Source organism: Roseibium algae (assembly GCF_037783265.1).
In the GTDB taxonomy this organism is placed as follows: Bacteria; Pseudomonadota; Alphaproteobacteria; order Rhizobiales; family Stappiaceae; genus Roseibium; species Roseibium algae.
In genome coordinates this window covers 53,730-77,115 of record NZ_JBAKIA010000013.1, presented here as the reverse complement: position 1 = coordinate 77,115, position 23,386 = coordinate 53,730, and the positions used below count along the sequence as shown (strand labels likewise).

The following is a 23,386-nucleotide window of genomic DNA, read 5'->3' as shown; positions in this document are numbered from 1 at the left end:
GTTATTTGGCATCCGGCGGGCGGAAGGATCCTGGTGCAATCAAACCTGGCTCGACATAGGCGAAATGCAAGGCATCCAGCATGGCCCAAAGGATGTTGCATTTTGACAGCAGGGCATCGACCGCATCGGCCTGTTTGTCCGGCGTGTCGGCCCAGCGGGTTACCAGGTCGAGCGCGTGTTCGGAATCGCGGGGGGCCTGATGCATACGCGGCTTGAAATAGACCAGCGTGTCTTCGGTGATGTAATCGTAGCGGTTCAGCATGGCGGGAACCCGCTCGCCGATGGCCACCGGCGAAAACAGCTCTGTCAGGGAAGACGCGACCGCCACCAAAAGCGAGGAATTGGAGACAAGATCGATATAGGCATCGACCGCGAAATGGGTCGCGGGCAATGCGTATTTTCGAGATTGGACCATGTCCGTGTCTAGACCCAATCCCTCGGCAAGCTTTAACCAGCGCTTGATGCCGCCGTCTTTTTCGCCATTCACCTCACCGTCGTGGTCGATGATGCGTTTGCGCCATTCTCGGCGAAACTCCGGATCCTCGGACCGCGAAAGAATGATTGCGTCTTTCTTCGGGATGGTTGCCTGATAGCAATATCGGTTTAGCGCCCAGGCCTGCATTTGTGCCTTGGTCAGATCACCGGCATTCATCATTTTATGGAACGGATGATGGATGTGATAGCGGTCAAAACCGGCAGTACGAAGGGCTTGTTCGAGACCTGCAGGGGGCAGCAGACGTCCAGCCTTGCGGATTTCATCAGCGGCAGTCGGTCTGACGCCACTTTGAGTATCGCGTTGCTTGGTCGTGTCTCCTTCAGACATTGAGGCGGCAGAATTCATAGCGATAACTCCATGCCGTCATAACCGATTTCCCAACCGGCATTCTCAACTGTTTTGGCTTCATCTGACGTTGGGTCGAGAATGGGGTTGGTATTGTTGATATGGACGAAAATGCGCCGACCAAGGGCAACATCCTGGAGTGCAGCCAGAGTGCCGTTTTTGCCGCTTATCGCCATATGGCCCATGCGGCTGCCGGTTTTGGCGCCAACGCCTGTGTCTGCCATTTCCGTATCGTGAAAGACGGTTCCGTCGAACATCAGGCAAGCACCGCCAGAAATGCGGTGTCTCAAGGCGTCATCAACGCCAGCACAGCCGGGCACGTAATAAAGCGTTTTGTCTTTTTCAGGTTTTGTTGGCTCGCTCGCGGTTTGGGCGCTTGTTTGCCTGAGTGAGATTCCGATTGTGTCGCCATCGGCGGTGCCGAAGTTATCATCGGCTTCATTTTCCAGAAACAAGGCCACTTTTCCTGAGACTGAGAATGTCTCCAGAGATAAGCCAATCGGTCCGTCTGGGCCTTCTAACTCTGTAATACCTTGCAAAGGGAGTTCGCGCCGCTCAACGACTTCAGGGTTCAGCACATTAAAGATACTGTTTTCAGACAGGGTCTGGAGTACCCTGCTGGTGGCGTAAAGAATGAATGATTCACGCTCTCGAAGCGTCAGAAGACCGGCAATGTGGTCAACGTCAGCGTTGGTCAGTACCACGGCTTTGATGGGTGTATGTCGCAGAGGACCATCAGCGTGTGGCTGAAGGTCTGGCGTGGCTGCAATTTGTTCACGAATGTCGGGGGATGCATTGAAAACAACCCAGCTTTGCCCATCCGCACTGGCAGCCATTGAAGACTGTGTGCGGACGAGAAAGCCGGGCTTTTTTTCGCGCACTGAGCGACTGAGTGGGGCGTTGCAATTCCACTGGGGAAATCCACCGCCGGCCGCTGATCCGAGGACCCTGATTTTCACCGGGCACCTCCTTGAGTGCATGTGTTCAATTCAGATTACTTCTTGCGGCTACATGTGCCGATTTCAGCAGGCATGTAGCGGGTCACTTCAAAACCGGCTTCTACGGCGGTCATGGCTGGCTTGGTCCAAGTTTTCATGATGTTTCCTCCTCACGAATGTAAACGCCATAGGACATTATCACTTGGTCTCTGGGTGGGGAGTGCCACCTTAGTCGGTGTTTTGCTTTAAACAGTCATGTGCGTGAAGGTATGGGTGATGAAAATTCAACTTATATTGTGCAGTGCGATGTATTCAGTTTTCCTGCCATAATTTTTTTTGGTCTTTGTTTCAGATATACGATTTTGAAGCCGCCAAGTTACTGTAAATATTGAGTCTCAGTTTCTAATTTCTGATGGTTGGCTTGCTGCCATGCTTCCGTTGACAATGCGTAGCGAAGCGCAGGATGATGGGTCTCCTGAAAAGCGCGGCAACTCGGCTATGGCTGCGCGTGGTGTCCCAATTCTCGATGATAAAGAAAACGTGATGGCTCAGATTGATCCTGCACTCTACCAAACACTGGCGTCCTATAACCAATGGATGACGGTCAAGCTCTATGCTGCAGCTGCAAAAATGGATGATTCAGCGCGCAAGGAGGATCGCGGTGCGTTCTTCAAGTCAGTTCACTCGACGTTGAACCATATTTTGTTTGGCGATAGGGCTTGGATGGGCCGATTTACGGAAGTTGACTACGCCGTCGCGGGCATGGGCGTTGATCTTTACGCTGACTTCGAGGAATTACGCGGACATCATCTGGCTATTGCCGAGGATATTGTGGCCTTTGCGAACTCGCTAACCCAGGAGTGGCTTGCGGGTGATCTGGTCTGGATCAGCTCCAGTGATCAGGTTGAGCGGACCCGTCCACGTTGGATCTGCGTGACCCATCTTTTCAATCATCAGACCCATCACCGCGGCCAGATCAGCACTTTGTTGTCGCAAGCCGGAATTGATATTGGTGTGACGGACCTTCCGTTCATGCCGGGATTTGAATGATCTATTTGCCGTCTTGTGCGGCCCAGGCAGCATCAAAAAAGGCGACTTCTAGGCGGCACATATTTTCAAATAAATCAGCGAGCCTGTCTTGAGCTGCCGGATCCAGGTCCGGGCCGGTGTTGTCCATTTCGGTACGTAGCCAGCCAACGAAATCCTGAAAGCCTGGGACCGCATGGAGGTCGATCCATTCAGCGAGGTAAAAATGGGTTGGTCGTGGCTTTTGCGCTTCTCGCAGGCCCCAGACGAGATAGACCCACTCGGCGCATAGCAGGCAGGCGAGGCCGTCTGCGTATGTGCCCTTGCCAGCTGATTGCAGCAACAGATCTGAAAACTGGCGTGTAACCGGTCCTTGCGCGGCTGTCTGATAAGTCTCTTTGGGGACACCAAGAGCTGCAAAAGAGCGTTCGAAATAGTCGTTTTCTTCAGAGGTCACCAGTGCGAGAAAGGCGCTTAGTTTTGCCTTTGACTGCATGGACGGCGCTTTGGCCACCAGGTAGCCAAGCGTGGAGCAAAGATCGATGACGAAGGTATAGTCTTCAATCAGGTATCTCACATAGGCTGCCGTTGGCATCGTATCGTCGCCAATTGCCTTTGTGAAAGGGTGGTCGGTGGCAGCCGCCCAGGATGGGCCAGCGTTTGCGGCCAACCAGTCGCTAAATCCAGCAGATGGTGTTTGTGCTGCAAAGTCTTGAAAGGAAAGGCGGGAATTGGAAGCCATCTATACGGCATCCTTCCTTGAAATGATGATGTAAAGAGAAGCGAACAAGCGCGCCGAACTCATGGCGCGCTTGTGTTAAAATGATCTTCAGGCAGCTTCACTTTTCGGCTTGATCAGACCACGGTTGATCAGGGCCTCTGCAATCTGAACTGTATTCAGAGCAGCACCTTTGCGCAGGTTGTCCGAGACGATCCAGATGTTCAGGCCGTTCTCGACTGTTGCATCTTCGCGGATACGAGAAATATAGGTCGCGTCTTCGCCTGCGCTTTCGTAAGGCGTGATGTAGCCGCCGTCTTCGTGCTTGTCGATCACGAGGCAGCCGGGCGCTTCACGCAGGATGTTCCGCGCTTCCTCGGCAGAGATTTCGTTTTCAAATTCGATGTTCACGCTTTCGGAATGGCCGATGAAGACTGGCACACGCACGGCGGTGCAGGTCACCTTGATTGCCGGGTCGAGCATCTTCTTGGTTTCGGCAAGCACCTTCCATTCTTCCTTGGTGTAGCCGTCTTCCATGAAATCATCGATATGCGGAATGACGTTGAAAGCGATCCGCTTTGTGAACTTGGCTGGCTCAATCGGATCGTTCACGAACACTGCGCGCGTCTGGTTGAACAGCTCTTCCATGGCTTCTTTGCCACCGCCGGAGACTGACTGATAGGTCGATACGACGATGCGCTTGATCTTTGCGTGATCATGCAAAGGCTTCAGCGCAACAACGAGCTGAGCGGTTGAACAGTTCGGGTTGGCGATGATGTTCTTTTTGCTGAAGCCCTTGATCGCATCGGCATTCACTTCAGGAACGATCAGCGGTACGTCCGAGTCGTAGCGCCAGGCGGATGAGTTGTCGATGACAACACAGCCCTTGGCTGCAATCCTCGGAGACCATTCCTTCGAAACGGTGCCGCCTGCGGACATCAGACAAATATCTGTGTCGGAGAAGTCGTAATTCTCCATTGCCTGAACCTTCAGCGTTTTATCGCCGAACGAGACTTCGGTGCCCTGGGAGCGGCGAGAGGCCAGTGCCACGACTTCGTCAGCCGGGAAGCCGCGCTCATCCAGAATGTCGAGCATTTCGCGGCCAACATTGCCGGTGGCGCCTGCGATTGCAATTTTGTAACCCATTTTGAAATTCCTCATCCGTCTCCCCGCTCACCCGGCTTTGCGGTCTTTCAACCAGCCGGTCTGTCAGCGCCCCCCATCCCCGGGGAGCGGGACGAGCGGCACCGTTAGGCGGTGGTGGTCGTAGTCGGTTTGACGGTGGTTGTCGGGGCAGGGGTTGCGCAGGCAAAAGCACCGCCGGTCGAAACCGTCGTTTGCTTTTTCAAAATGTCGGCAGTGCGCCGAGCCATGCTTATGCTCCAGTGGTCAAGAGTGGTGCTTTTTTGCCCGGAAAAGCTTGGATGTCAACAGGTGGTAAGCCAAAGCGCTGGCTGTGGCCTGTGTTCGATGCCATTTGCCTTAAACTAGGATCGGAATTTCTGTTGGCGCCCGACGTGTCAGAAGCTCAGGTGAGCCGTCGCGTATGACGATGTTTTCCTCGTGGACCATAATTTTTCCGTCAGAAATCGCCATACTGGGCTCAAGGGTCAGCACCATGCCTTCCTTAAGAATTGTTCGGTCGAAATCGATCAATGATGGCGCTTCCGTCAGCTGCATGCCAAGGCCGTGGCCAAATCGTCCGACATCGCTTTTTGAACCACCTATGGCATTCGCCATCACCATGAAGAGGTCTGCGCAAGTCACGCCGGGGCGGGCCATATCCAGTGCCGCATCAATGGCTCTATGGAGGGTTGCGTAGGCTTTGTGTGTGGCGTCGCTGGCAGGCCCCACTGTGTAGTTTCGGTCGAAGTCGCAAAAATAGCCGTTGAGCGTTGCGCCAGTATCAAGCATCAGGACGTTGCCGTCCGTTAGTGGTCTGTCGCTTGGCGGCGAGATGACATCATTGTATCCGCCCGGGCCTGCTCCGCCCACTAGATAGGGTACATCATCAGCACCGCTGGCCAGAAGGTCGATCTTGAAGGCCCGGAACACCTCTTTCAAAGTTTGCCCTCTATGAAGGAAACTCGCAGCTCTTTCGAAACTTCCTGAGGCGATGCTGCAGATCTGAGACAGGAGGGCGATTTCTCGCTCAGATTTGATCATCCGCAGAGACTGGACCGCAGCGGTCGCATCGGTCCACTCGCTGGCTGGAAGACTATCTTTCAAAACCATGAAATCATTCAGAGGCATTCGGAGCGTGGTTTCCCGCCCCATCAGCAACCCGATCCGTGGTTTGTCTTTGAGCACGTCAACGAGCAATGACACTCCGTCATCGTTTTCATGCGGCGAAGAGAAGGTTCGAATATCGCTTACCCAGGTCGATGCCATGACGTGGGTACCTATTTCTGGGATAATGGCGATGGGAGCAGCGTTTGCCGGGATCACGAGGAACCAGGGCCGTGTTGGGCTGAGCCAGAACAGGGTTCGAAAGCCGGTGAAATATCGCACTTCCGCTTCCGTTGTCAGCAATATGGCGTCCATCTTCGCGGACTTCATAGCCTTGTGGAGGCGCTCCAGCCGGGCTTCATATTCTTCGATTGGGAAATCGGCAGCCTGTGTCATCGAATAGAGAGGCGGCAAGTGGCAGTTTGAATGTTTCCCATAGTCGCGACCTTGCTGGATTTCTTCGGTGCAGTTGTCATCAGTGAAAGGCGAATTGTGCTGTGTGTCAAAGGAATTACGGGGCGCTCACGGCAGATTAATTGCAAATCGAACGGAAGATGAATTTGCTGGGCGCTCGATTTGTAAACGCCGCTTGCGGCTGTCATGAAAACTTCAAGCGACTGTCATGGAAAGTCCATCGCTCAGGCCTAGTTTCGCGCCAGAATTCGACCTGTTTTCTTAACCTTCGGGGATTTTTATGACCACCTTGCGCAAGCATTTCCTGGCTAGCATTAGCCTTGCTGTCACATTTAGCCTTGGCAGCGCTTTTGCCGCTGAAGCTGGATCGTTTTTCGAGCGTATCAACAGCTACCCAGTTTACAAAACATTGGACGAAGGCGTTGATCCAGCGACCGAGACTGTTGCTGAAATCATTTCAGCTTCCAAGGATGGCCGAACGCTTGGCTTCACTGACAGTCCAGGTGAAGCGATTGTGTTTGTGGATGCCACGAACCCAATCAACATTAAGCCTAAGGGGCGTGTTGCCCTTGGCGGCGAGCCGACATCCGTTGCTTTTGGCTCCAAGGCTGCCTATGCCGGAGTCAACACCAGCGCAGATTTCGTGAATGCATCCGGCTACATGGCCGTGATTGAGTTGGAAGGCCTGGGACTTGCCGCAAAATGCGACGCAAAGGGTCAGCCGGACAGCATTGCGGTGTCTCCTGATGGCAAGTTCGTTGCCATTGCGATCGAGAACGAGCGCGATGAAGACCTGAATGACGGCGCTCTGCCGCAGATGCCTGCCGGTCATCTGGCAATCTTCGATCTGGATGCTGACGGCAAGCCGATCAATTGCGATAATGTTCGCATCGTCGACATGACGGGTATCGCTGAAGTTGGGGGCACCGACCCTGAGCCTGAGTTTGTTTCGATCAACTCGAAGAACCAGGCTGTTGTAACCCTTCAGGAAAACAATCACCTTGCCATAGTTGATCTGGCTTCCGGAAAAATCACTGCCCATTTCTCAGCTGGTACGGCCGATATCGATGCCATCCCGGTTAAAAAAGCACGTATGAGCGACGCCTCCGGCTCGCTCAAGGATGTGCCACGTGAACCGGATGCGGTGGCGTGGATTGATGACGAGCGTTTTGTCACGGCAAATGAAGGCGACTATAAAGGTGGTTCGCGCGGTTTCACGATCTGGAACACCAAGGGCGATGTTCTCTTCGACAGTGGCAACGCCATGGAACACCTTGGAATGGCCAATGGTCACTACCCGGCAAAGCGCGCCCACAAGAAGGGCACCGAGCCTGAGGGTGTTACAGTTGGCGAGTTTGGTGGCGAAACCCTGATTTTCGTCAGCTCCGAGCGCGGAAACTTTGTTGCTGTTTACAAAGACACTGGAGCGGAACCTGAGTTCGTCCAGTTCCTGCCAACGCATGTTGGACCTGAAGGCCTTCTGGCGATCCCACAGCGTGACCTTCTTGCGGTTGCCAACGAAGTAGACGAAGACGGTGTACGTGCACACGTTGGGCTTTACCAGTTCGGTGCTGAGGCTCCTTCTTATCCGATGGTTGTCTCTGTCACGGACCCAGAAACACGCGCGCCAATCGGTTGGGGTGCTCTTTCCGGTCTTGCTGCTGATCCTGCCGATGCCAACAAGCTCTATGCCGTCAGCGACAGTTTCTACGACGCAGCGCGTATCTTCACGCTCGATGTGTCCGAGAAGCCTGCGAAGATTGTATCGCATGTGGATCTGACAGGTGGCACTGCGAAGAAATACGACCTTGAAGGTATTTCGGTTGCCAAGGACGGCGGCTTCTGGCTTGCGTCTGAAGGCAACGCGAAAAAGGAAATGCAGCATTTCCTTCTGAAGGTCTCTGCTGAGGGTAAGGTTGAGGAAGAAATCACACTTCCTGTAGCTCTAGTCGCACAGGCCAAGCGTTTTTCTCTCGAGGGTGTTGCTGAGTTCGAAAAAGACGGTCAGCCAATGGTTGCTGTTGCAGTTCAGCGCGAATGGAAAGACGATCCAAAGGGCATGACGAAAATCGGCATCTACAATCCTGCCGATAAGTCCTGGGGCTTTGTTCACTATCCGCTCGAAACTCCTGCAAGCCCGGCTGGTGGCTGGGTTGGTCTGTCTGAGATCGTTTCCCTGGGTGGCGAAAAGTTCGCAATTCTGGAGCGTGACAACAAGGGCGGAGAAGACGCGGCGATCAAGCAGATCACTGTTGTGTCTCTTGAGGGCGTGACACCGGCGAAATACGGTGAAGCTCTTCCGGTTCTGGAAAAGCACATGGCGATGGACATTCTTCCTGCACTGGCCGCTGGCAAGGGTTGGATCATGGACAAGCCGGAAGGCCTGACCGTGACATCTGACGGGCGCCTGTTTCTGGTCACAGACAATGATGGTGTGGACGATGCACCGGGTGAAACCCTGTTGATCAACCTCGGCCCTGCGTCTCGCCTGCACTAAACGAGGAACGGTCCTCCCAAGACAGATTATGGGAACGCCCGGATGCTTGAATGCGTCCGGGCGTTTTCGTTTGTTCAAACGAAACATAGTTCACTTAAATGCTGTATTGTACACTATTTGTTTACATATTGTTCTTGCGAACGAATCGACGTAAGGTAATATTGCCTCCCAAGGCAAAAGCGAAACTAAAATAGGATTTTTAAATGAGTAACAGAAAAACTTTTGATGTAGGTCGAGACTCTATTACTGGTAAATTCGTTCCTGTAAAAGAAACGAAGATGCGTCCCGCGACGACTACTCTGGAGAGAGTTCCAAAATCTGGGCGAGGTGATACGAAACATGAGCCACGTCGCAAAGGTTGAAAATTAGAAAAGCGCTCGGAGGTGAAATGCTTCCGGGCGTTGCAGTCATTGCATTTTGTTTTAGTCAAGTTTGGATCAGAGGTCCGGCGCGGTTGCCTCAATCTTGATCTTTGAAAACCAGCTGGCCAAATCAGCGATATCCTCGTTGGACAGACCGCTGGCGATGATCGTCATTTGTTCGTGCTGGCGCTTGCCGGACTTGAAAGCCTTCAGCTGATTGGCGATATAGGCTGCATTTTCACCGGCAAGATTTGGCGCATTTGGCGCGACTGCGATGCCAAGATCCCCATGGCAGACCGTGCACATACGCGCCTTGTCGCGACCAGCTTTTGCATCCTGAGCATGTGATGGGAACGAGCAGGCGAGCAAAAGCCCGCCTACACAAAGTAGTCTACTGATCATAGGATATCCGGTAGACTACATTGGCGAAGTCGTCAGAGACCAGCAGTGACCCGTCCGCCATTTCCTCGATGTCGACCGGACGCCCGACCGCAGAGCCGCTCGACAGCCAGCCATCGGCAAAGACTTCCTTGCCAACAGCGTTTCCAGCCTCATCGAAGCGAATGCGCATGATGCGGTAGCCAACGGGCGTGGTCCTGTTCCAGGAGCCGTGCTGGGCGACAAAAGCATCGTTTTTGTACTCGGCAGGGAACATTTCGCCTTCGTAGAAGTCGATGCCGAGATTAGCCGAATGGGCCTGAAATTCGATCTCTGCCGGTGTGACCTCCATCGGCGGATCAGTTTCTTCATAGCCCGCGAGTTTGGTATCCTTGCCACCTCGATAGGGGAAGCCGAAATGTTGGCCGATTTTCGTCACCCGGTTCAATTCGTCTGGTGGTGTGTCATCTCCCATGCCGTCGGCACCATTGTCGGTGAACCAAAGCTCTCCTGTGACTGGATGCCAGTCAAAGCCAACTGAATTTCGGACGCCATTGGCGACAATTTCCCAATTGGAACCGTCTGGATCCATCCGGGCGATCTTGCCAGTGTTATCCTCAAGCTCACAGATATTGCAGGGCGCGCCGAGTGCAACATAGAGCTTCCGGTCAGGTCCGAAACCAATATAGCGCCAGCCGTGCAGGAACTCGTCTTTCAGGCCTTCCTTGACTGGCAGCAAGGGCTGGAGAGGAAGGGATGTATCAAATTCGGCAGGCACAGGCCATTTGGTGATCTTGTCCTGCAGGGCGACGTAAAGTTGAGAATCCTGAGCCGCAATGCCGTTTGGTACATTCAGCCCGCTGACCCGTTCGCTGACCTCGTCGGCCACTCCGTCGCGGTTGCTGTCGACCATGGAGTAAACATGCCCATGACGCGAGCCAACAAAGATAACGCCATTTGGTTTGACCACTTCAATGGAGCGCGCCTTGGGCATTTCGGCAAAGACAGCGATTTTGAATCCTGGCGGCAGTTTAATTTTCTCGAGCACGCCTGAGTAATCAGTTTCGGCCAGTGCTGCACCGGTGAAGGTAATAGCGAGGGTCGCAACTGTGCTGCATAGTAGTTTCTTGAGCATATCGTCCTCCCAAACGATGTCAGCGGCTATGATAAACGTCTGACGGGAGAAAGACTAAGGTACAAGCAGAATGAGGCTCAAGGCTCTTGCGCTGGATTCTATTTCAGAAGCGCCGAAATCAGTCATTTGCCGCCTTGTATATGTCGAACCGTGCCACTAAGCGGCACGGTTTTTCCTGTGATATCAAGCAAATTCGTTCATTGCGCTCTGCGATAGACCGAGACATTTGTGAAGCTGTCGACATCCACAAGGTGGACCGTTTGGGTCACGGTCAAAGTGCAGCCGTCGTCGGAGAGTTCGCGGGTTGCCTTCATGATGGTCAATCCTCCGCGGCGGGCTTCGGATACAAGCTTTTGATCTGTTTCGAAGACAAGGCGCATGGCATCGACCAGGCCGCTCTTCCCGAGCTTGACTTCCGGTCCGTCCGGCATGGCTTCGAAATTGTCGTTTGTCACTTCACCATCGGCCGAAACAGTGTTCATGGAAAAGATTGCCATTCCGAAATTGTCTTCAATTTTCAGCGTGGCGCTCTTGGGAGCTTCGCCTTGTTCGAAGTCGTTCTCACTGGCATCAAGGATCCATGTCCCGAGAAAGGGTTCGATTTTATCGCTCATGATCCAGTGTCCTGCTGTCCTGTTTCGCGTCTTTTAAATTGGGTTGCTGCGGAGAGCTTATAAACGAAAACGGTCGCCAGTGTGCAAGACCTCTGGCGACCGTCTTCATGTTTTCAAGTTCAGGCGCTCAGTGCGTCCAGTTCGGCAATGATGGCGTTGCCCATTTCGACCGTAGTGATCGTCTTGTCGCCATCCAATGCGATGTCTTTGGTGCGCAATCCCTTGTCCAGAGCATTCGCAATCGCCTTGTCTAGCATGTCTGCTTCGGCGGCAAGTTCGAACGAATAGCGCAGGGCCATTCCGAACGATGCGATCATTGCAATCGGGTTTGCAGCGCCAGTGCCGGCGATGTCCGGTGCCGAACCGTGAACTGGCTCGTACAAGGCTTTACGTTTGCCGGTCTTGGCATCCTGCGCGCCGAGGGAGGCAGATGGCAACATGCCCAGCGAACCTGTCAGCATGGCAGCCACATCAGACAGCATGTCGCCGAACAGATTGTCGGTCACGATGACGTCGAACTGCTTCGGCCAACGCACCAGCTGCATGCCACCAGCATCTGCCAGCATATGTTCAAGCTCAATGTCTTCGTAGCCATTCTTGTGCGTGGCGGTCACGACTTCGTTCCAGAGCACGCCGGATTTCATGACGTTGCGCTTTTCCATTGACGTGACTTTGCCATCACGTGTGCGGGCCAGCTCAAATGCTGCTTTCGCGATGCGTTCTATTTCGTAGGTGTCATAGACCTGCGTATCAACGCCGCGCTTCTGACCGTTGCCGAGGTCCGTGATTTCCTTGGGCTCACCGAAGTAGACGCCGCCGGTCAACTCACGAAGGATCAGAATGTCGAGACCTTCGATGATTTCTTTCTTGAGTGAAGAGGCATCGGCGAGTGCCGGGTAACAAATCGCAGGACGGAGATTGGCGAAGAGTTCCATGTCCTTGCGCAGACGTAGAAGGCCAGCTTCCGGGCGTACATCATAAGGAACGCTGTCCCACTTGGGGCCGCCAACGGCACCAAAAATAACAGCGTCAGAAGCCATGGCTTTGGCCATGTCACCATCTGAGATGGCCTGACCATGAGCATCATAGGCAGAGCCGCCGGCGAGGCCTTCGTCGGTCTCAAATGTATCGCCGCCACGGGCATTGAACCAGGAAATGACCTTTTTCACTTCGGTCATGATTTCCGGACCGATGCCGTCGCCCGGCAAGAGAAGCAAATTATGTGTCGCCATGGGTGTCCGTCCCGTGTGTTCTTTTTGATGAAGAATGCGTGTGGATCTTGGGTTAGCGCCTCTCCTGCTCTCTGACAAGGCGGAGGCGCTTGCAAAGAGTTCAATCATGGTGAGGCAAAAGATCAATCAAGCCATAAATACGCGGGCTGCCTGCCAGATAAGGTTGAGAGCAAGCAGGGACATGATGAGCTTGAAACCCCTTTTGAAGATTGCCTCCGGCATCCGTCCCAGCACGTGTGTTCCTGCCAGCGTGCCGAGGAAGCCGGTAAAAATCATTGCTGCAAGAAGGCCGAACCATGGCGCAAATGCAAATCCAAGAAGCCCGAAGACGATGACCTTAAGGCAATGTTGAAAGGTCATGCAGGCTGCATGAGTGGCCACGAAAGTTAGGCGATCAGGCACAATTGACGAAATCAGGGCACCGACCACTGGACCGGTCGCGCCAAAGAACATGGTCAAAAAGGTTGCAACGAGGCCACCGCTTGCCAAGAGCCAGCGTGGCAATTTGTCAAATTTTGGCTTTCGAGCCCAAACCGACCAGAGAATGAAAAAGGCGAGACCCATTTTAAGCGGGGCATCGGGGAGGGCGACGACGATGTTACCACCGATCCAGGCGCCCAGGATGCTCCCGAGTGTGAACCAGAGCAGAATTGTGCGGTCGAGATGCCGGATTTGTACAAGAGCTCTACCGGTGTTCGAGCCCAGCTGAACCACGCCATGCACTGGTATCAAGGCGCCGATTGGCATAACGGATGCCATGATGGCGAGGAGAGCGATGCCTCCGCCCAGACCTAATGCAGCAGTCAGGGCCGATGTTGCAAAGCTGATTGTGATTAAAAGAAAGGCGCTTGCACTCGAAAGGGCGTCTGGCAATTGAAACGCACTCAGAAAAAGATCGGATAGAAAGGACATGGCCTAAGGTCGGACCTGTTTGAGCGTGTTAGCTTTTATCCCGCAGCCTATCTGATAAAATTATTTTTGTATACATTCGTATTCAATAAAGAGGGCGGTACTGCATCGTTGAAATGGTCGTTATGAGCAGCATCATGTCCAGCGGCTGCGGGCATAATCAAGCGCTTCACGGACATCCAGTTGACGGGTAGAGTTGCCACTTCGGACATAGAAGATTGACGACTTGCCTTCTTCCAGGTGAACCGCTCGCGGAGCGGGCCTAATGATCACCATCGCGACGTCCTTGTCCTCGATTTTCGCGAATACCGTGTGAATATACGGGCACAGGTCGCCGCCTAGCGATTTTGTGACAATGTCATTGAGTGTGCGCTCAAAACTATCAAGATCAGGATGCCGGAGCGTTGAGAGATCTTTATCAAGGCCCAGTGGTTCGCCAGCGTCATTAATGCCGATGATCAGATAACCACCCTCTGCATTGAAGAAGCCCGCAATTGTTTTGGCGATGACTTTTTCAAGGCTGCGGTTGATCCGGTTTTCATTCATGTCCCAGCGGATGGAAGATTTGAACTCGACCCGATCAGTTTCCCCTTGTCTGATAAAATCAGGAATGAAGGCGATTTGTTCTTCGCGCAGGGATCGGTAGGCCTTGGCGGTGGTCATGTAGTTTCGAGTGAAGAGCCCGAAAGCGAGGCCAACGATTGCGCCAACCATTGAATAGGCAATGACAATGTCGAAATGCCGCGGGATTATGAGCAACCAAAGACGGGCGCGCATGAATTCCACAAAGGTGGGTGCAGTTTCGGAAAAGCGGGACAGTTCCCACCAAACCACCATCAGATTGAGCGGATGAATGATGAAAACGCCGACGACAGCTCCCAGCAGAAGATAGGCTGTCATCAGGGAGATTCGGCTACTTGCAAAACGGACCATGTCGAGAAAGGCCTACCTTCAGGAGCAAGGTGAGGAGTATCCTGCACCTTGCTCCTGAATAGCCGCATCAGGCCGCAGCAGGCAATGCTGTTTCGATAAGCTTGACCCAATATGAGCAGCCAATCGGAATTAGATCGTCATTGAAGTCGTATAGCGGGTGATGGAGGCCCGCGCTGTCGCCATTACCGGCGAAAATGAAGGCGCCAGGGCGCTCTTCCAGCATGTAAGCGAAATCTTCTCCGCCCATCATTGGCAGCACGCCTGTATCAACCTTGCCTTTTTCGGCTACGCCTTCGGCAATGGAAGCTGCGAAATCCGTCTGCTCATCGTGGTTTACGACAACAGGGTACCCGAGAATGTAATCGATTTCCGCGGTGGCACCGAAGGCTTCTGCGACAGAGGTGGTGAGTGCGGTGAAACGCTCCTGGGCCAACGAACGGACTTCTGCATCCAGTGTGCGAACGGTTCCGCGAAGGATTGCGTCCTGCGGGATCACGTTAAATGCATTTCCAGCTTCGAAGACTGTCACGGAGACAACGACAGACTTGAGCGGGTCTGCGTTTCGACTCGCGATCGATTGCAGGGCCGTCACAATTTGAGAGCCGACGAGGATTGGGTCGATTGTTTCATGGGGCTTTGCCGCATGGCCACCACGGCCTTTAATTTTGACGGCAAATTCGTCGGTTGCTGCCATTATCGCGCCTTTGGCAATTCCAAATTCGCCTACAGGCATGCCCGGCTGATTGTGCATGCCGTAGACTTCATCGATGTGCCAGCGAGTCATCAAGCCATCGTCGATCATGGCCTTGGCACCCGCGCCGCCTTCTTCCGCAGGCTGGAAGATAACAACGACCGTGCCATCGAAATTCCGCGTTTCGGCTAGATACTTGGCTGCTCCGAGAAGCATTGCTGTATGCCCATCGTGACCACAGGCGTGCATTTTGCCTTCTGTCTTGGAGGCGTATTCTTTGCCAGTGATTTCATGAATCGGCAGCGCGTCCATGTCGGCACGCAGGCCTATGGTCTTGCCAGCGCCACCGTTTTTACCCTTGATGACGCCGACAACGCCGGTTCGGCCAATGCCTGTGATGACTTCATCCAGGCCAAAACTCTCCAGAAGTTCTGTAACCTTTCCGGCCGTGCGGACAGTCTCATAGAGTATTTCCGGGTTCTCGTGGATATCTCTGCGCCAGGCTGTGATCTCATCATGAAACTCGGCGAGACGATTGACGATAGGCATTTAAAACTCCTTGGGAACAGGAACTTATAGGGATGGAGCGGGCTATCAGCCCATTGCACACAACCTACTCCAATAGTTTAAAAGGGAAAGTCACGACAGGTTGAAAAAAGCGGAAATAATTCGAGTGTGTGCAGGATCTAGAGCATTTTCTGTTCAGGCGTGAGCATGAGGCTGTAGACGCTGGTTTTCTTGATTTCGGCGTCTTCAAGAGCTCCAACAACCGGCACGAAGTAGGTTTCGATGTGTTGCAAGCGCTCGTTCGGCAGATAAGAACGGCCTGGGTCGCCCACGAAAACCGGCGTTCCGTTCGTCAAAAACTTATCAATGAAGCTCAGAACCTTGTCCGCCATGGTCTTGTCGTAGAAGACGTCGCCGCAAAAGACGACATTGACATCCGGAAGCGGTCTATCGGTGATGTCAGCCTGCTCAAATGTGACAGAGACGTTGTTCAGGGGGGCATTCAATCGTCCAGCTTCAAGCGCGAAAGGATCGATGTCGACAGCATGGCAGGATTTGGCGCCAGCCATCATGGCAGCGATGCCAACGAGCCCAGAGCCGCTGGCAAAATCCAGAACTGATTTGCCACGAACGATATCCGGGGTGTCTAGTATGTATCGCGCCAAGGCTTGGCCGCCGGCCCAAGCAAAAGCCCAGAACGGTGGCGGTAGGCCCAAGGCTCCCAGTTCATCTTCGGTCTTTTGCCAAAGGTCCATTGCTTCGTCGGCCAGATGAAGTCGTATTTCTTCAGCGTGAGGCACCGGTTTAATCCGGGTTTCCTTCCGAATAAAAGCCTTTGGGTCCGTGATGAGCGTCAATTTGGAACCGGCGCAGTCATGCCGGTTCCTTCAATCCACCCATGCGGCATACAATTGCCCATTCTTCTTCCTTCACAGGCTGAACCGACAAACGCATGGAGGTGACGAGAGACATGTCCGCGAGGCTCGGCTCTGCCTTGACAGCAGCCAAGGTGACGGGCTTGGGAATGCTGCAGACAGCCTTGAAATCAACGCACTCCCAGCGCGGATCGTCGGTCTTGGGATCAGGATGAATGCCGCTGCAGACCTCCACAACACCGACAACTTCCTTGCCAATGTTGGAGTGGTAGAAGAAAGCCTTGTCGCCAATTCCCATGGCGCGCATGTTGTTGCGCGCCTGATAATTGCGGATCCCGTCCCAAGGTTCGCCCTCTTCACCCTTGGCCTTTTGTTGTTCCCAAGACCATTTGTCGGGTTCTGATTTGATCAGCCAGTACTGCACTTAGTTTGCCTCAGGGTTCTTGATGACCCAATTCCATGGGCGAATCTCGGCGGTTTCGAACAACTCAGCGGCTACGTAAGGGTCTTGTTGTGAAATTGCGAAAGCTTCGTCGCGGTTTGCAGCTTCGATAATCACCAAAGATCCTGCCATATTCCCGTCGTCATCAAGGAAAGGGCCAGCTGCCTTAAGAGTGTCTCCCAAGCCTTTCAGAAATGCGACGTGGGCAGGGCGGTTGTCGAGGCGAATTTGAAGTGCGCCAGGCTTGTCACTGGTTATGATTGCGTAAAGCATTGAATGGCTCCTATTTCAGGCGGAAAGTAAGGTTGGGACTGGGAAAACTCAATAAATTTATTGTTGTGGCACCTGTGACGGCAGTTTACTGCTTACCGTCTTCGTGTTTCAGAGGGCGGGACATTAGGGATGACAGAGCTTTGTCGATGGACGAGCTGCCCTGAACAACTTCGGCTACTGCTTCGCAAATTGGCAATTCGATTCCATGCTGCTTGCCAAGCTCCACCGCAATTTTAGCCGAATGAGCGCCTTCTGCGAGTTTTCCGCCTGCGGCGATCAGATCTGCGGCATTCTGACCCTCGCCCAGTTCCACCCCGAAGCGGAAATTGCGCGATTGTGCTGAAGAGCAGGTAAGTACAAGATCCCCGAGGCCAGACAGACCTGTAAGGGTTTCCTGTTGCGCGCCCATGGCTGCGCCCAATCGGGTCAACTCGGCAAAGCCTCTGGCGGTTAATGCAGCTTGTGCGCTGGCTCCAAGTTTTCTGCCAACTACAGCACCACAGGCAATCGCCAGAACGTTTTTCAGCGCGCCACCAACCTGGGCACCGATGACATCTGTAGAGGCGTATGGCCGGAATGCTGGCGCTGCCAGGGCTGTTGTCAGCGCTTCGGCAAGAGTCTTATTCTCGCAAGCGACGGTAACGGCGGTGGGCAGGCCTTTGGCAACGTCATCGGCGAAACTTGGTCCGGAGAGTACGGCAGGGATGGCTTGCGGTAGTTCTTCGATGAGCACGTCTGACAAAAGCTTCCCGGTGCTCCGCTCGATACCCTTTGCACAGAGAATCACAGGGACTTTGAATGTGCCAACTGTGGCCAGTGCCTTGAGCATTTCCCGGGTTGATTGCGCTGGGGTGACGAGCAAGATGGCATCGGCGTTCGCCGTTTCGGCCAGGTTGTTTGTGGCTAGCAATTCCTCATCAAAGGTGATGCCGGGCAGATAACGTTGGTTTTGTTGCCGTGAACGAATGTCCGATATGGTCCCAGGGTCGCGGGCCCACAAGATCACGTCTCGACCGGCCCGGGCAGCGGTCAGAGCCAGCGCTGTGCCCCATCCGCCGCCGCCAAGCACTGCGACTTTCTGTATGTTATTTATTTTTTGGCTCATGTTTTGGCTCCAGCGATACGAGCGCGCAAGGCATCCAGTGGTTCACCGAAGCAGGCGAAGAAACTCGCTGGATCTTTTGCTGTGGGACCAAATAGATCAATCCAGAACAACCGGAAGCGAATTGGTGGTCCACCGTTGCTTGGCGTCATTTCAAAATGCTCCCACTCTTCCTTCGGAGCCTGCGCTATTGAGGCGTGGAACATTTTCCGCAAGTGCCGGCCCTTGAGGGGCCTATCCGTTGGAGGGATCACTTTTCGGTCTGCCACAAGGGCTTCGAACGGTAGGTCTTGATCCGTGAAATTCTCAAAGGCTGTGTCGAGTGTCAGGCCTGTTTCTTCGATGAATTCCCGCTGCGCGCCAATCAAATAGCTTTCACCGGGGTCAATTGTTCCACCAGGAACCTGAAGGCCGAGTTCTGGCGAATCGGGTTCATTGAATACCAACAATTTGCTGCCACAGGTGAGATAGACATAGGCCTTGTGGTAGGTGATCATGTACGAATCCGATGTTGGCAGGAGCACTCTTACCTAGCAAGTTCGCGAGGCCTGTGAAACCGTAAGCTTGTGGGAGACCGCAACTTCGCGCATTGGTACAGGATGGAAGGTTCCTAAACCTTAGCGCCCTTTTTGCCAGATCCCAGGACACTACCAGCTGTCTGATCCAGCGGCCAACGGGGCCGGGGGGCTATTTTCATATCATCGACCGGTCCAAGGCGCAGGCGCTCGATTCCCGCCCATGCAATCATCGCGGCATTGTCGGTGCACAATTGCATTGGAGGAGCAATGAAGCGCGCGCCTGCCTCATCTGCTGCAGTGGTCAGTGCACTGCGAATTTCCTGATTGGCTGCGACACCACCGGCAACCACAATCGTTGGTGCGATACCTGGATAACTTTCTGCAAATAGAGCCAGTGCCGTTTTGGTGCGACTTGCAAGAACATCTGCAACGGCGCGCTGGAAGGCCGCGCATAAGTCAGCGACGGTCTGCTCGTCAATGGGTTCGAGGTTCTTTGCCTGAGTGCGTAGAGCTGTCTTTAAACCGGCAAAGGACATGTCAAGGCCAGGGCGGTTCAGAAGGGGGCGCGGCAGCTTGAAGCGGGTAACGTCGCCCTGCTTTGCCATGCGTTCCACAGCGGGACCGCCAGGATATGGTAGGCCGAGGAGCTTTGCAGTCTTGTCAAAAGCTTCGCCAATGGCATCATCTATGGTGGTGCCGAGGCGCTGATAATCGCCGACATTTTTGACCAGCAGGAATTGGCTGTGCCCACCGGAAACCAACAGTAGCAGAAAAGGAAACGCCAGATCATCCGTCAGGCGGGCTGTTAGTGCATGGCCTTCCAGATGGTTCACGGCGATCAGCGGCTTGCCCGCGGCCATGGCGATAGCTTTTGCGGTCATCAAGCCCACGATCACGCCGCCGATGAGGCCTGGACCAGCCGTTGCGGCTACCGCGTCTATGTCATTCCAGTCGCAGCTCGCATCTTTCATGGCGTCTTTGACGATCCGGTCGAGAACGTCGATGTGCGCGCGTGCGGCGATTTCTGGCACAACTCCGCCAAATTCAACATGCTCGTCGATTTGAGATCGGATCACATTTGACAAGATTTTCCGGTTCGCCGGACCGCGAACGACCGACGCTGCGGTCTCGTCGCAACTGGTTTCGATGCCCAGGACTGTCAGCGACTGCGTGTCGCATTTGGTATTATCAGAAATCATTGCTGGTGCTGCATTGGCCAATGTTAGACAACGGCCTATCATCTGGCGTTGAAAAAGTCGCCACGTTTATTGCCCAAACACGGGCCTAACATTGGGAAGCAGATCCTTGCATACGAAACCTTTGCGCATTGGAACACGCGGCAGCGAGCTCGCTTTGGTTCAAGCTCGTGATGTGCGCGCCCGTCTGATGGCGGCCCATGGGATGCCCGAAGAGGCGTTTGAAATTCAGGTCATCAAGACCTCTGGCGATATTATTCGTGATCGTCCCTTGTCTGAAGTGGGAGGCAAAGGGCTTTTCACCAAGGAAATCGAAGAGGCAATGTTGGATGGGCGGATCGACCTGGCCGTTCATTGCGTCAAGGATATGCCTACGGTTTTGCCCGATGGTCTTGCGTTGACCGCTATCATTGAAAGTGAAGATCCGCGTGATGCCTTTATCTCGCCCAAGGCGAAGCGTCTGGAGGATTTGCCACATGGCGCAGTGATCGGGTCCAGCTCTCTTCGTCGTCAGGCGATGATCAAACATTTGAGGCCGGATATCGACGTTGTGATGTATCGCGGTAATGTTGGAACACGCTTGCGCCGCGTGAGAGAAGGTGAAGTCGATGCGACCTTGCTGGCTTATTCCGGATTGAAACGGCTTGGCATGGAAGATGTCGTGACCTGTGTCCTGGAGCCTGATCAGTTTTTGCCAGCGGTTGGTCAGGGAGCAAACTGCATTGAAAGCCGGATTGATGATGAGGTCACACTCGGCATGTTGGCCGCTATCCACCACCCGGGGACAGAGCGGCGGATTGTTGCCGAACGTTCGTTCCTTGCTGTTCTTGACGGATCTTGCCGTACTCCGATTGGAGGGCTGGCTATCTTAGATGGAGACCGGCTCCATCTCAAAGGTACAATCCTGAAACCGGACGGATCTATTGTGCATGACATTGAACGTGAAGGTCTTGCCGTCGACGCGGAAGCTCTGGGCCGTGACGCTGGTGAAGCTTTGAAGGCCCTGGCCGGGCCGAATTTTTTGACTGAGTGAAGATTGTGCGGTTTCTTCTCACTCGACCGGAACCTGAATGCACGCGCAGCGCTGAAAAGTTGCGCGAGCTTGGGCACGAGGTCTTTCAAGCCCCGATGTTGCGTATGGTGGAGAAACCATCGCCATTGTTTGATCTGGAGGGTGTCTCAGCTCTTGCGGTTACCAGTGCGCGCGTTGCAGACATTCTGGTCGGTCATCAGCAGATAGATCTGCTGGCGAGCCTGCCTGTCTATGCTGTGGGCGACAGAAGCGCCGAAGTTTTGCAAGGCGCCGGTTTTCAAGACGTCATTTCCGCCCAAGGGAACGTCGCTGACCTGGCGCGCCAGATTGTCTCAGGTCATTCGGGCGGCCAGGTGCTTTATTTGGCCGCGCAAGACCGAGCCGGCGATCTTGAAGAACTTCTCAAAACGGCCCAAATTTCATGTGTTCTAAACGAGCTTTACCAGATGGAGCCGGTCGTTGATATCGACATGGATCTGCTGCAAATTCTAGAGGTTCATTGCGTTGATGCGGTGTTGATTTATTCACGACGCACTGCCGAAACTTTGGTTGCAAGGTTGGAAGCGGTTAGCCGCATTGACCTTCTCCACGGTATGCGGGTTGTTGCCATTTCAGAGGGTTCTGCGGGCCCGATGCCGGATGAGGCTTGCGTTGAGATTGCATCGCACCCAACTGAAATGGCGCTGTTCGAGCTCGCTTTAAGACGGTGTTAACCGAAGCGGGCGAGTCGTTAGTCTTGCAGTGCGGCAATCGTTCTGCCGTTTTGCTACCGCTTCCCGAGCGGGTGTGTATAGTAAGTGTGATGGGCTGAGCGGCTAACGCTATTCAGACGGTTAGGAGACAGCATATGGCATCGGATAATGACACCCCTGGCAGCAAGCCTTCAGCGGAAAAACCTGGTGCTGGAACGACCGGAACTGGGGGCGCGACATCCGGTGCGACCAAGCCAACGCCAACATCTGCTGCAGGAGCTGCTTCAAAGCGCCCGGTTACAATTGATCTGAAGCCTCAGAAAAGCGAATCGAAATCTTCAGCTTCCGGTCCGGTTGATACCAAGCCTGAGAGCGCGGCATCTAAGTCTTCGCCAAGCGCTGCGACATCCCGGCCACCTCAGGCGCCATCTGGGTCTGCTGCAACAGCTTCGGCTGCGCGGCCTTCGACTTCTGCTTCCTCCGGGAAAGGTGCAAGTGCGGGCTCGGACCCAAAGCCGTCGGTGGCAAGTGCAGCAAAGCGCTCCTCAGAAAAGAGTGCTGCGCCGGGGGCATCTAAAACTTTTTCATCGCCCCCAGCAGCTGCAGACAAGGGCGGAGTGGGTGTTGCCGGTGTAGTGGCTTCCGCTGTTTTTGGCGGCCTTGTTGTCCTTGCGGGCGCCTATGGCCTTCATGTTGCCGGTGTGTTGAAGTTGCAGCCTGAACAATCCGCAGGGGTTGGCGTCGAGGTGAAGACCGCACTGAATCGAATTTCCGGCCTTGAGAAGACCGTGGGTGATCTGGCGAGTGAAGCGAGCGCAGGTGCCGCCGCTTCCAAGCGGTTGGACAGCCTTCAAAAGCGGGTTGAGGCGCTCGCGAGTGCAGCACCCGATACGTCTGTCATCGCGGTTCAGGCTGAGATTGCAACGCTGAAATCTTCTTATGAGACTCTTTCAGCACAGATGAAGGCTGCTAGTGGTGAGCCAAGTGGTGATCTTGGAGCACTGACTTCCAGCATGTCAGACATGACCAAGCGTATTGCAAATGTGGAGGCGACGGCCAAGGCGGCCCAGACGGCGGTTTCGTCCTCTGATGTATCGCTGAAGACCCTTGCTGACAGCCAAGCTCGGGCAAGCGAGACACTGGCGACACTTTCTGCAGACATTCGCACCAATGGTGAAAAGCAAACGACTGACTTGGGTAAAATTCAATCTGAATTGAACTCATTGTCCAAGCGCCTTGCTGCGGTTGAGGCAACCATGGGGGATGCCACTGCCCGCGAAGTGGCGGCCCGTGCTCTTTCCGTGTCTGCGCTGAAATCAGCTGTAGACTCCGGGCGGCCATATGAAACCGAATTGGTGGCTCTGAAAGCAGGCCTGCCTAAGGACACAAACCTTGCGGCTCTGGAAGCGCATGCCAAAACCGGCGTTGCACCTGTGTCTGTATTGATTGCAGAATTTCCAAAGGTCGCGCGCGCGATGTTTGCCAAGTTCTCAGAGCCAGCACGATCCGGTGACATGCTGGACAGCCTGCTTGCAGGTGCCAAATCGATTGTCGCTGTGCGCGGCCCTGGTGACGAGGCTGGAACTGGTCCCGAAGCGATTTTGAGACGCATGGAGATTGCTGTTGGAAAAGGTGATCTGAGTGCTGCCCTGACGGCTTATGAGCTTCTGCCATCAGAAGCGAAGAGCGTTGGTGCTGATTGGGCCGGACGGGCAAAGGCCCGTGTTGCGATTGATCAGCTGACCGATGCTGCGTCATCTGAAGTTTTGGCAGCCTTGTCGCGCAAAGACAGCTGATTCGATATTTTCCGCCCGCAAGTGTGTGGGCTGAC

At 54.1% G+C, this 23,386-nt stretch carries 25 protein-coding genes; 5 read left to right on the top strand and 20 right to left on the bottom strand.

Annotated features, from left to right (window positions below; genetic code table 11):
- Position 1 precedes the first annotated feature (1 nt).
- The 3 genes from pqqC to pqqA are packed head-to-tail and all read right to left on the bottom strand — an operon-like array spanning position 2 to position 1,937.
- Entirely contained in the window at positions 2-841 is an 840-nt protein-coding gene (gene pqqC / locus V6575_RS17050; protein ID WP_340276048.1) for a pyrroloquinoline-quinone synthase PqqC, read from the bottom strand.
- Positions 838-1,800: a pyrroloquinoline quinone biosynthesis protein PqqB gene (gene pqqB / locus V6575_RS17045; protein ID WP_340276047.1), complete on the bottom strand. Its 963-nt coding sequence runs from the start codon at positions 1,798-1,800 to the stop codon at positions 838-840. The genes pqqC and pqqB overlap by 4 nt, the downstream gene beginning before the upstream one ends.
- Positions 1,801-1,835: 35 nt before the next feature.
- Positions 1,836-1,937, bottom strand: coding sequence for a pyrroloquinoline quinone precursor peptide PqqA (gene pqqA / locus V6575_RS17040; RefSeq protein ID WP_340276046.1), 102 nt, complete (start codon positions 1,935-1,937; stop codon positions 1,836-1,838).
- A gap of 271 nt (positions 1,938-2,208) precedes the next feature.
- On the opposite strand from pqqA, the gene V6575_RS17035 reads away from it, so the two are divergent.
- Complete coding sequence (locus V6575_RS17035; protein ID WP_340276045.1) at positions 2,209-2,829, top strand: DinB family protein; 621 nt, start codon at positions 2,209-2,211, stop codon at positions 2,827-2,829.
- A gap of 1 nt (position 2,830) precedes the next feature.
- Here V6575_RS17035 and V6575_RS17030 read toward each other — a convergent pair whose 3' ends face one another.
- The 4 genes from V6575_RS17030 to V6575_RS17015 all read right to left on the bottom strand — a co-directional run bounded on the left by V6575_RS17030 (position 2,831) and on the right by V6575_RS17015 (position 6,166).
- Positions 2,831-3,547: a TenA family protein gene (locus tag V6575_RS17030; protein WP_340276042.1), complete on the bottom strand. Its 717-nt coding sequence runs from the start codon at positions 3,545-3,547 to the stop codon at positions 2,831-2,833.
- 87 nt (positions 3,548-3,634) lie between these two features.
- Positions 3,635-4,669 (bottom strand): aspartate-semialdehyde dehydrogenase, encoded by a 1,035-nt coding sequence (locus tag V6575_RS17025; RefSeq protein WP_340276040.1) that lies wholly within the window; start codon positions 4,667-4,669, stop codon positions 3,635-3,637.
- A gap of 104 nt (positions 4,670-4,773) precedes the next feature.
- Positions 4,774-4,896 (bottom strand): hypothetical protein, encoded by a 123-nt coding sequence (locus V6575_RS17020; RefSeq protein WP_340276039.1) that lies wholly within the window; start codon positions 4,894-4,896, stop codon positions 4,774-4,776.
- A 109-nt stretch (positions 4,897-5,005) separates the two neighbouring features.
- Positions 5,006-6,166 carry a M24 family metallopeptidase gene (locus V6575_RS17015; protein ID WP_340276038.1) on the bottom strand — a complete coding sequence of 387 codons (1,161 nt, stop codon included), beginning with the start codon at positions 6,164-6,166 and terminating at the stop codon, positions 5,006-5,008.
- A gap of 280 nt (positions 6,167-6,446) precedes the next feature.
- On the opposite strand from V6575_RS17015, the gene V6575_RS17010 reads away from it, so the two are divergent.
- Entirely contained in the window at positions 6,447-8,663 is a 2,217-nt protein-coding gene (locus V6575_RS17010; protein WP_340276037.1) for an esterase-like activity of phytase family protein, read from the top strand.
- A 437-nt stretch (positions 8,664-9,100) separates the two neighbouring features.
- Here V6575_RS17010 and V6575_RS17005 read toward each other — a convergent pair whose 3' ends face one another.
- The 13 genes from V6575_RS17005 to tsaD all read right to left on the bottom strand — a co-directional run bounded on the left by V6575_RS17005 (position 9,101) and on the right by tsaD (position 19,833).
- Complete coding sequence (locus tag V6575_RS17005) at positions 9,101-9,427, bottom strand: c-type cytochrome (RefSeq protein WP_340276036.1); 327 nt, start codon at positions 9,425-9,427, stop codon at positions 9,101-9,103.
- On the bottom strand, positions 9,417-10,538 hold the full coding sequence (locus tag V6575_RS17000) for a PQQ-dependent sugar dehydrogenase (RefSeq protein WP_340276034.1): 1,122 nt from the start codon (positions 10,536-10,538) through the stop codon (positions 9,417-9,419). Before V6575_RS17000 ends, V6575_RS17005 begins: the two co-directional genes overlap by 11 nt.
- A gap of 197 nt (positions 10,539-10,735) precedes the next feature.
- Positions 10,736-11,152 carry a hypothetical protein gene (locus V6575_RS16995; protein ID WP_340276033.1) on the bottom strand — a complete coding sequence of 139 codons (417 nt, stop codon included), beginning with the start codon at positions 11,150-11,152 and terminating at the stop codon, positions 10,736-10,738.
- 119 nt (positions 11,153-11,271) lie between these two features.
- A complete protein-coding gene (gene leuB / locus V6575_RS16990) occupies positions 11,272-12,384 on the bottom strand; it encodes a 3-isopropylmalate dehydrogenase (protein ID WP_340276032.1) in 1,113 nt (370 codons plus the stop codon).
- 126 nt (positions 12,385-12,510) lie between these two features.
- Positions 12,511-13,296 carry a sulfite exporter TauE/SafE family protein gene (locus V6575_RS16985; RefSeq protein WP_340276030.1) on the bottom strand — a complete coding sequence of 262 codons (786 nt, stop codon included), beginning with the start codon at positions 13,294-13,296 and terminating at the stop codon, positions 12,511-12,513.
- Between the two features lie 132 nt (positions 13,297-13,428).
- Positions 13,429-14,226 (bottom strand): AlbA family DNA-binding domain-containing protein, encoded by a 798-nt coding sequence (locus V6575_RS16980; RefSeq protein WP_340276028.1) that lies wholly within the window; start codon positions 14,224-14,226, stop codon positions 13,429-13,431.
- Between the two features lie 67 nt (positions 14,227-14,293).
- On the bottom strand, positions 14,294-15,466 hold the full coding sequence (locus V6575_RS16975; protein ID WP_340276027.1) for a M20 aminoacylase family protein: 1,173 nt from the start codon (positions 15,464-15,466) through the stop codon (positions 14,294-14,296).
- A gap of 137 nt (positions 15,467-15,603) precedes the next feature.
- Complete coding sequence (locus tag V6575_RS16970) at positions 15,604-16,281, bottom strand: class I SAM-dependent methyltransferase (protein ID WP_340276025.1); 678 nt, start codon at positions 16,279-16,281, stop codon at positions 15,604-15,606.
- Positions 16,282-16,297: 16 nt separating this feature from the next.
- Positions 16,298-16,723 (bottom strand): EVE domain-containing protein, encoded by a 426-nt coding sequence (locus V6575_RS16965; protein WP_340276024.1) that lies wholly within the window; start codon positions 16,721-16,723, stop codon positions 16,298-16,300.
- Positions 16,724-17,014 (bottom strand): YciI family protein, encoded by a 291-nt coding sequence (locus V6575_RS16960; protein ID WP_340276023.1) that lies wholly within the window; start codon positions 17,012-17,014, stop codon positions 16,724-16,726. It abuts the gene before it with no gap.
- An 85-nt stretch (positions 17,015-17,099) separates the two neighbouring features.
- Positions 17,100-18,119, bottom strand: coding sequence for an NAD(P)H-dependent glycerol-3-phosphate dehydrogenase (locus tag V6575_RS16955; RefSeq protein WP_340276022.1), 1,020 nt, complete (start codon positions 18,117-18,119; stop codon positions 17,100-17,102).
- Positions 18,116-18,613, bottom strand: a complete 498-nt coding sequence (locus tag V6575_RS16950; protein WP_340276021.1) for an NUDIX hydrolase — start codon at positions 18,611-18,613, stop codon at positions 18,116-18,118. Before V6575_RS16950 ends, V6575_RS16955 begins: the two co-directional genes overlap by 4 nt.
- A 113-nt stretch (positions 18,614-18,726) precedes the next feature.
- Entirely contained in the window at positions 18,727-19,833 is a 1,107-nt protein-coding gene (gene tsaD, locus V6575_RS16945; protein WP_340276020.1) for a tRNA (adenosine(37)-N6)-threonylcarbamoyltransferase complex transferase subunit TsaD, read from the bottom strand.
- Between the two features lie 106 nt (positions 19,834-19,939).
- Here tsaD and hemC point away from each other — a divergent pair, with 106 nt between their 5' ends.
- From hemC to V6575_RS16930, 3 genes are all read left to right on the top strand, one after another.
- The gene (hemC, locus tag V6575_RS16940; protein WP_340276019.1) at positions 19,940-20,863 is read left to right on the top strand and encodes a hydroxymethylbilane synthase; all 924 of its coding nucleotides are present in this window, start codon (positions 19,940-19,942) and stop codon (positions 20,861-20,863) included.
- 5 nt (positions 20,864-20,868) lie between these two features.
- Positions 20,869-21,576: a uroporphyrinogen-III synthase gene (locus V6575_RS16935; RefSeq protein ID WP_340276018.1), complete on the top strand. Its 708-nt coding sequence runs from the start codon at positions 20,869-20,871 to the stop codon at positions 21,574-21,576.
- A 134-nt stretch (positions 21,577-21,710) separates the two neighbouring features.
- On the top strand, positions 21,711-23,351 hold the full coding sequence (locus V6575_RS16930) for a COG4223 family protein (protein WP_340276017.1): 1,641 nt from the start codon (positions 21,711-21,713) through the stop codon (positions 23,349-23,351).
- Positions 23,352-23,386 lie beyond the last annotated feature (35 nt).